The sequence below is a fragment of the Williamsia sp. genome, from assembly GCF_036566845.1.
GTDB lineage: Bacteria > Actinomycetota > Actinomycetes > Mycobacteriales > Mycobacteriaceae > Williamsia.
This window is the reverse complement of record NZ_DATCVM010000264.1, coordinates 1-7,649: the sequence shown is the minus strand read 5'-3', so window position 1 is coordinate 7,649 and position 7,649 is coordinate 1. Positions and strand designations below refer to the sequence as shown.

Sequence of the window (7,649 nt, the reverse complement as noted above, 5' to 3'; positions counted from 1 at the left end):
GTCATGGACTATCAGGCGCTGCGCCTGCTGGGTTCCGTCGGGCTGGCGAAGGCAGCGCGCGGCGAGGTCGACGTCGCGTCGGTGTCGATCCCCAAACTGTTCGGCGCCGAGGCCGAGCAGCGCGCACTGCACAACGCGCTTCAGGCGGCCGGACCCGACGGCCTGGTCCATCCCGCGACCTCCGGGCCTTACGCGCACATGAACCTCGACCACTACTTCGCCAGTTGGTTCGAGCGCTATGCCCGCAGTTTCGGCGGCACCATCGCCGGCGGCACCTCGGAGATCCAGCGAAACATCATCGCCCAGCAGGTGCTGGGGCTGCCCCGGAGATAGCGGAGCTGTCTCGGTGACGTTGAAGAAGGTCGAGCTCACAACGATCGGCACCGAGTGAAGAGGCTGTCGGGCAGCGCGCAGCGCACCGAAAGCCCCATCGGAGGGATGATGAGATGAGAGTCCAGCCTGCGGCGTTCTTCCGCACCACCCTCCCGCTGGACCTCGCGCGACTCGAACACTTCGACAGTGGGCGCTATCACTCCATCTGGCTGCCCGACCACATGGTCAGCTTCTGGCCGGACTCGATCTGGACCCCGGAGTTCACCGATCTCGCGACCGCGTCACCGTCGCCGCACCGCCATCTGGACGGAATGGCGGTCGCAGCAGCGGCGGCGGTGCTGACCGAGAACGTTCCGCTGGCCACCAGCGTGGTGGATACCGTACGACGCCATCCTGCGTCGCTTGCGCAGAGCGCGTTGACGATCGACCACCTGTCCGGAGGCCGCTTCATCCTCGGGCTGGGCAGCGGCGAAGCCGAGAACATCGTTCCGTATGGTTTCGACTTCGATGCGCCGGTCAGCCGGCTCGAGGAGGCGCTGCGCGTCATCAAGTTGCTGTGGGAGAGCTCCGGTCCGGTGGATTTCGAGGGCCGATTCTTCCGCTTGCGCCACGCCCGCCTCGACACCGAACCCTACGAGGGCCGATTCCCCCGCATCTGGATGGGCGCCAGCGGTCCGCGCTCGCTCGACATCGCCGGACGGTTCGCCGACGGCTGGTGGCCGGCAGGGGCGTGGACCCCAGAGGACTACGCAGACAAGCTCGCACGGGTCAGGGGCGCGGCCGATCGCGCGGGACGCGACCCGATGTCGATCACTCCGTGCTTCATCCAGATCTGTGTGATGGGCCGCAACGAGGCCGCGTTGGCCGAGGTCCTGCAGGCTCCACTGGTCAAGTCGTTCCTACTGCAGGTATCCGCAGAGGTGCTGCGCGGCTTCGGATTCGAGCACCCGATGGGAGAGAGCTGGGGTGGCTTCCATGACATCGACCCCGCCGTCCTGACCCGCGAGCGCATCATCGATTTCCTCGGCCGGGTCGAGCCGGAGATGATTCTCGCGCTGGTACCGCACGGTACTCCCGAACAGGTGGCCCGCATGATCGCCGACTTCGTCGACGCCGGCCTGCGGGTGCCCAAGATCTTGGACTATGGGGCGATGGCCGGACTCCACTACGCGGCGGCGTCCGCGGAGAACGTCCGCCGCGCCGAGGACGAACTGATGCGACTCTGTGAAGGAACGCGGTGACAGCACCTCTCGATGCTGATCGCATGCTCGCGCGAGCGCGCGACGAAACCGGTCTGAGTGACTACGGGGATCCGACGTTGCCTGAACGCTTCGCGGTCGCCGTGGAGCACCTCAACCGTCTCGGCATGGACTCCGATGGTGTGCGCAGGGCCGCGGACGTGTGCCACTGGTTGCTGACCAGCCGCCTGGAGTTCTTCGAAGATCGCCGACGCTACCCGTTGGCCGACGAGACGATCGACCGGCCCATGTTCGTCACCGGTGAACCCCGTTCGGGCACCACGCTCATGCACGCCCTGATGTCGGTCGACCCGCAGGCACGCGCCCTGCGGTTCTGGGAGGTGATGTACCCGTCACCCCCTCCGGGGCTCGCCCACCCTGGCGACCCGCGACCGTCACGGGCGGACGCCGACTGGCGCGAGATCAACGCGAAGATGCCCAAGTGGCTCCTCAGTCATCCCTACAACGACATGCTCGGTGACGGGCTACCCGAGGACGAACGCACCTGGGCGTTCGACTTCCGGGTCATGACCCCGACGGCGTGGTGGCGGGTGCCGATGCAGACGGTGGTCGGGGGACTGCCCACCGACGCCGAGGCGCAGTACCGTATCCACAAGGCGATGCTGCAGCAGCTCCAGTACGGCAAGACGCCAAAGCGCTGGGTGCTCAAGGGGTTTCACGGCTTCCGGCTCGCGGAGCTGTTCGCCGCGTATCCCGACGCGACGTTGTTGTGGCTACACCGCGACCCGGTCCAGGTCGCGGCGTCCCGCACGATGATGATGGCCGACATCCTCGAGGGCATTGTCGGGCCGGTCGACCTGCAGGCCGCGGCGAAGATGCATCTGGAACTGACTCGCGCCAGCATCCGCAACACCATGACAAACGAACTCGTCGACGACCCCCGGATCATGCACGTCCGCTACCGCGACTTCGTGGACAACCCGGTGGACACGGCTCGCCGTTACTACGAGTTCTGTGGGCGGACCCTGACCCCGGAAGGCACCCGGGCGATGCAGGATTATCTGGCGAACAACCGGGGTGATCGCTACGGAAAATTCCGCTATTCCACCAAACTGCTCACCGACATCGGCGAGGATCTCGATGTGCTGCACGAAGAGTTCCGGCCGTTCCGCGAGCGCTTCGGGGTGGAGATAGAGAAGCGTGAGTGAGGCGCCCCCGGAGTCGCCCGCCGACGAGCGTGTGTCCGTGCACAGCGTGTCGTTCGGGGACGCGAGCTTCGACGAGTTGCGTGCCCATTGGCGATCTCTGGGTGTGGGCAGGCTGAGCCTCGTCGATTCGCAGCTACTCGAGCCTGCTCTGCCGAAAGTGATCTCGGCACAGGGCTATACCGTCGAGACGGTCTTTCACCTGTTCGAGTCGACGGACAAGCTGCACCGGGTGATCGACACCGCCGCGGCCGTCGGCGCGCGATCGATCTACATGTTGACCGGTGGCCGGGGCGAGTTGTCCTGGGAGGACGCGGCCGAGCGATTCTGTGCAGCGGTGCAACCGGGTGTGGACTCCGCCCGGCAGGCGGGTGTGGCTCTCGCGATCGAGAACGCCTCGGGCCTCTACGCCGACATCCACATCGCGCACACGCTGCGGGACACCATCGAGCTGGCCGAGTCGGCCGGCCTGGGAATCTGCATCGACCTGTTCCACTGCTGGACGGAAGCGCACCTCGGCGCCCTGGTCGAGCGGGCGTTGCCCCGTACGGTGATGATCCAGCTGAGTGATTACGTGCTCGGCGACCGGGCCCTGCCGGCGCGCGCCGTGCCGGGCGACGGTGTGATTCCCCTGGAGGCGGTGGTGGGCCAGGCGCTCACCGCCGACTATTCGCATGGCTTCGATCTCGAGTTGATCGGGCCGCGGATCGAGGCGGAAGGGCGGGTCGAAGCTGCGAGGCGCGCCCGCGCGGCCGCGTCGGCGATGCTGCAGCGCGTCGAGGGCACGGCGGGATAGCCGGTGGCATTCGGTGACGGCCCAGATGACGCGTCCCTCGACCACGCGTGGGACACGTTCTGCGATCAGCTCAAGGCTGCCGGCCGGCAGGTGTTCAAGGACCACAACCCATCCGCGAGCCGCCAACGGGTGGACGGTCTGCGGTTTCTCACCCAGAACCTAGGACAGGCATTCGACCTCGCCCTCGAGACCAGGAACACCCGCTACCCGAGCCTGCACCCCTTCTGCGGCCCGACCCGAAAGCTGGGCGGGGACTGTGCGGATTTCGTGTACCAGCAGGCCTGGATCGACGGCCGATCGATCTACCGCATCGCCGGAGACCGCGGGACGGCCAGGTTCGTCAACTTCACTGTGCAGGGTCCGCGGCCTGACGGACCGGGGGTGCTGCATGAGCCGTTCGGCGATGTACCGGAAGCGAGCTTGCCCGGCGACCGGCTCGAGCTCTCGCCCGACGGCCGCTTCGAGGTCTATGTCGGGGGACCACCGCGCGGTCCGAACTGGTTACCCACCACGCCGGGCTCACGCAAGCTGTTCGTCCGTCAGGGCTTCGACTCCTGGAGCGAGCGACCGGCCCGGATGCACATCGAACGGGTCGACATGGCATCACCCAAACCGTTGCCGACGGCCGAGGAGATGGTCGAAGCGATCGGATGGGCAGGGAAGTTCATCACCGGTCTGATGCACGACTGGCCCGAGTTCCCCTTCACCCACGGCGGCGTCAACCCTGATGAGCCGAACCGGTTTCCGGCTGTGGAATCCAGTTCAGACGACGAGAAGCGGGGGCGGTCCGCGACGAACATGCACTGGGTGCTGGCGCCGGACGAGGCGCTGATCATCGAGTTCGACGCGCACGACGGCTTGTGGACTCTGACGAACATGGGCGTCTTCTTCAACAGCATGGACTTCCTCTATCGCCCGGTCAGCTACACACCCAGTCGCACCACGGTGGACGGCGACGGAAGAGTGCGGCTGATCCTTGCCCACGACGATCCGGGCTACCACAACTGGATCGACACCCAGGGTTTCGAGCGGGGCAACCTGACATACCGGCACATGCTCGAGGGAGCGCCCGCGGTTCTTCGGACCCGGCTCGTCGAGCGTGCCCAGCTGTCCGACGTGTTGCCCGCGGATTCAGCCTGGGCAACCGCACAAGAGCGGACCGAGCAGATGTGGGCACGCTTCACCGGGATCCGGCAGCGTTACGCGTCGCTGTGAGCGGGCGATTCGGGTGTCGCTGGTCAACCTCAGCGTGACCAGCGACACCGAAATCACAGGCGCTGCAGTTTGAACGTCCAGAACTGGTGTCCGGGCGGGCCATTGAAGCAGCCCACGTTGTACACCGAGTCGATGGTTCCGACCAGTGTGACCGCGTCCCACGAATAGGTTTCGCGGGTCGGCAAGCGCTGACCGGGGCACAGTAGGCCGTCGGGTACATCGACGGTCAAGGTGTAGCGGTTGTCGGGACCCAGAAAGGCCTTGCCGCCGTAGTAGGCATAACGCTGCAAGCGCGGCCGTGCCCCGATCTGGACGCAGTCGGTCGACTTCTCCGGGATGCACGCCGAGATGAACCACAGCCACGAAGCATCCGAGTAGCGGTTGGTCTGCAGGTCGTAGTTGCCCAACTGCATTGCTGCCGACGACGGCGGCGCAAGCAGCGTCGCTGCCGCCATGAGCGCGGCCGTCACGGCCCCGATCTTGCTGAGCTTCATGACTGTCTGCTGCCCTTCTGTGACTACCGACCAGTGCTCATCGAACCACCTCGCCGCCAACCGTGGGCCGGATCGGCCCCTTAATCGATGACGGCGGCTTCCTTGCGCTCGGTGATCGGGCGCGCGAGTTCCTGCTCGTCGCAGATTCGCTGAAGCTTCTCGAGCGTCTCGTCGAGCCCTGGTCCCAGCGGCTTGCTCGGTGTGAACGTGGCGGGAAGGTTGCGCATGCCCTGGATGACGCCGATGCTGTCGTAGTGCACGGTTCCCTCGGGATCGCACACGTAGTCGGGCATCCGGTCGAGCACGGCGGTCAGCATCGACTTGAACACGGTGCGGGCGACATTCGAGCCGACGCAGCGGTGCACCCCGATGCCGAAGCTGAAGTGCCGGTTGCCCTTCCGGTCCAGGACAACCTCGTTCGGCTTGTCGAACACCGAGGGGTCGCGGTTGGCCATCGCCCAGGACAGCCACAACCGCTCGTACTTCTTGAAGTGCTGACCCTCGACCTCGACGTCGTCGGCGAACGTCCGTCCGTCACCGGGAGCCGGGGTGAAGAACCGCAGGAACTCCTCGGTGGCGGGATGCAGCAGCTTGGCGCGTTCCCGGCTGAGGCGCTCGCGCTCGTCGGGGTGCTCGCCGAGCCATTCCAGCGCGTGCGCGGTGAGTGCGGTGGTGGTGTCGAAGCCGCCACCGATGATCAGCCCCAGATTGCCCAGGATCTCCATGTCCGGGGCGGGCTCGCCGTCGATCCGCAACTGCAGCAACGCATTCACCAGCCCGGGGCGCGGATTCTCCCGGATCTCCATCATGTTGGTGATGAGATCGAGGCCCATCTCGCGATGCTGCTCGTTGATCTTCTCCCGCTCGGGAGCATGCTCGGGCGTGTAGACCGAGGCGTGGGTGGGCTCGCTGTAGACGTTCCACTTCTTCAGCCCGATGCCCATCATCGCCAGGGTGAACACCGCGGGCACCACGTTGGCCAGGTGTTCGACGAAGTCGATGCGGCCCGACTCGATGTGCTCATCGAGTGCGGCGCGGGTGATCTCGTCGACGAACGGCTCCCACCGCTTGATCGCCGCCGGCGACAGGTAGGGATTCAGCGCGCCGCGGTAGGTGCTGTGCTCCGGTTCGTCCATCTCGAGGATGCCGCCGCGAACGACGGTGGCGCGGCTGGCCTTCGGGATCGTGATGCCCTGGAAAGGTGTTTCACCGCTGATGTCGTGGTGGTTGGACACCACCGGGCAGCGCGCCAACTCGAAGACATGCCTGCTGTCGGCAGCCACCCAGTGCCCGTTGTACGTGTCAGTCCACGCCATCGGGCACTTCGTCTGCATCTCTTCGGTGATCTTCTCGAACTGCAGCCGGTACTCCGGCGTGTGCCGGTCGAAGTGATAGGTGTTCTGCTTACGGCTGTCGTCGGCGGTGCCGCTCACGACGTCGTCGACACTCAAGGCACTAGTCTCCCTGTACTTGGACGATTCCTGACAGCGACCGAAGAGTTCATTCCTCGATCGAGATGGCTTGTTCCGGACAGGATTGCGCCGCCTCGCGGACCGCGTCCTCCTGATCCGCCGGGACGATCTCGTTGACCGGTGAAGCGGTCCCGTCGATGTCGCTGAGCTCAAAGGAATCCGGAGCGATCATCGAGCACAGCGTGTGTCCCTGACACCGATCCGGGTCAACCCAAACCTTCACGAGTTCCTCCCTAGGCGTGGTAGTCGTACCACTTCAGATAGCCGCCCGCGTCGACGCGCAGCTGCATGCCGGTGACGTAGCGGGCCTCATCGGACACCAGCCAGAGAATGGCGTTACTGATGTCCTCCGGTTCGATGAAGTTGACCTTCATCGCCTGTTGCACGCCGAAAACCGGTTCGGCGTCGGCGCGGGTCGGGTTCTCCAGATCGGGCCGGAAGGATTTGTACATCGGCGGGCTCTGCAGCATGTCGGTGTTGCAGTTCGTCGGATGTACCACGTTGGCGCGGATGCCCCGCACCGCCAGCTCGGTGGCGAGGTCGTGAACGTATTGGGAGAGCAGCCGTTTGGACGTCATGTAGGCCATGCCTCCCGGGTCGTTGCCCGGATTGGGCTTGTTGTGCGCGTCCATCAGTGCCGCGGTCGAACCGGTGGCAACGATCGAGGCACCCTCTTTGAGGTGGGGCAACGCGACCTGGATGGCGTTGATGGTGCCGATCAGGTTGGTGTTGATCACGTCGGTCCAGGCCTGCATTGGCGGATTGCCCTTCATGCCCGCGATGCCTGCCTGCGCGACCACGATGTCCGGGCCGCCGAGCTGGGCGATGCCGTCCTCGAGCGCCTTCTTCAGTTGCGCTGCGTCCCGCACGTCCGCCTTGGCCGTGAAGACCCGCTGCCCGGTCTTCTCGACGAAAGCCGCCGTCTCGTCGAGGTC

9 protein-coding genes are annotated in these 7,649 nt (G+C 65.7%); 5 read left to right on the top strand and 4 right to left on the bottom strand.

What is annotated here, in order from left to right; translation table 11 throughout:
- From VIQ49_RS25280 to VIQ49_RS25260, 5 genes are all read left to right on the top strand, one after another.
- Positions 1-333: acyl-CoA dehydrogenase family protein (locus VIQ49_RS25280; protein WP_331889337.1), on the top strand; the 333-nt coding region annotated here is incomplete at its 5' end.
- Between the two features lie 113 nt (positions 334-446).
- Complete coding sequence (locus VIQ49_RS25275) at positions 447-1,574, top strand: LLM class flavin-dependent oxidoreductase (protein ID WP_331889336.1); 1,128 nt, start codon at positions 447-449, stop codon at positions 1,572-1,574.
- Positions 1,571-2,740: a sulfotransferase gene (locus tag VIQ49_RS25270; RefSeq protein ID WP_331889335.1), complete on the top strand. Its 1,170-nt coding sequence runs from the start codon at positions 1,571-1,573 to the stop codon at positions 2,738-2,740. The genes VIQ49_RS25275 and VIQ49_RS25270 overlap by 4 nt, the downstream gene beginning before the upstream one ends.
- A complete protein-coding gene (locus VIQ49_RS25265) occupies positions 2,733-3,533 on the top strand; it encodes a sugar phosphate isomerase/epimerase family protein (RefSeq protein ID WP_331889334.1) in 801 nt (266 codons plus the stop codon). The genes VIQ49_RS25270 and VIQ49_RS25265 overlap by 8 nt, the downstream gene beginning before the upstream one ends.
- A 3-nt stretch (positions 3,534-3,536) precedes the next feature.
- Positions 3,537-4,748 carry a hypothetical protein gene (locus VIQ49_RS25260; protein WP_331889333.1) on the top strand — a complete coding sequence of 404 codons (1,212 nt, stop codon included), beginning with the start codon at positions 3,537-3,539 and terminating at the stop codon, positions 4,746-4,748.
- Positions 4,749-4,801: 53 nt separating this feature from the next.
- Here the strand turns inward: VIQ49_RS25260 and VIQ49_RS25255 are convergent, their stop codons facing one another.
- The 4 genes from VIQ49_RS25255 to VIQ49_RS25240 form a co-directional block, all read right to left on the bottom strand.
- Positions 4,802-5,242, bottom strand: a complete 441-nt coding sequence (locus VIQ49_RS25255; protein WP_331889332.1) for a hypothetical protein — start codon at positions 5,240-5,242, stop codon at positions 4,802-4,804.
- 80 nt (positions 5,243-5,322) lie between these two features.
- The gene (locus VIQ49_RS25250) at positions 5,323-6,693 is read right to left on the bottom strand and encodes a cytochrome P450 (protein WP_331889331.1); all 1,371 of its coding nucleotides are present in this window, start codon (positions 6,691-6,693) and stop codon (positions 5,323-5,325) included.
- Positions 6,694-6,742: 49 nt separating this feature from the next.
- A complete protein-coding gene (locus VIQ49_RS25245; protein WP_331889330.1) occupies positions 6,743-6,937 on the bottom strand; it encodes a ferredoxin in 195 nt (64 codons plus the stop codon).
- A 10-nt stretch (positions 6,938-6,947) separates the two neighbouring features.
- Positions 6,948-7,649, bottom strand: a 702-nt coding sequence (locus tag VIQ49_RS25240; protein WP_331889329.1) for an SDR family oxidoreductase, incomplete at its 5' end; no start/stop codon positions are given.

Bases quoted from the DNA above. Each gene is read 5' to 3' on its own strand.
- VIQ49_RS25255 (WP_331889332.1), bottom strand. From the start codon at position 5,242: ATGAAGCTCAGCAAGATCGGGGCCGTGACGGCCGCGCTCATGGCGGCA.
- VIQ49_RS25275 (WP_331889336.1), top strand. From the start codon at position 447: ATGAGAGTCCAGCCTGCGGCGTTCTTCCGCACCACCCTCCCGCTGGAC.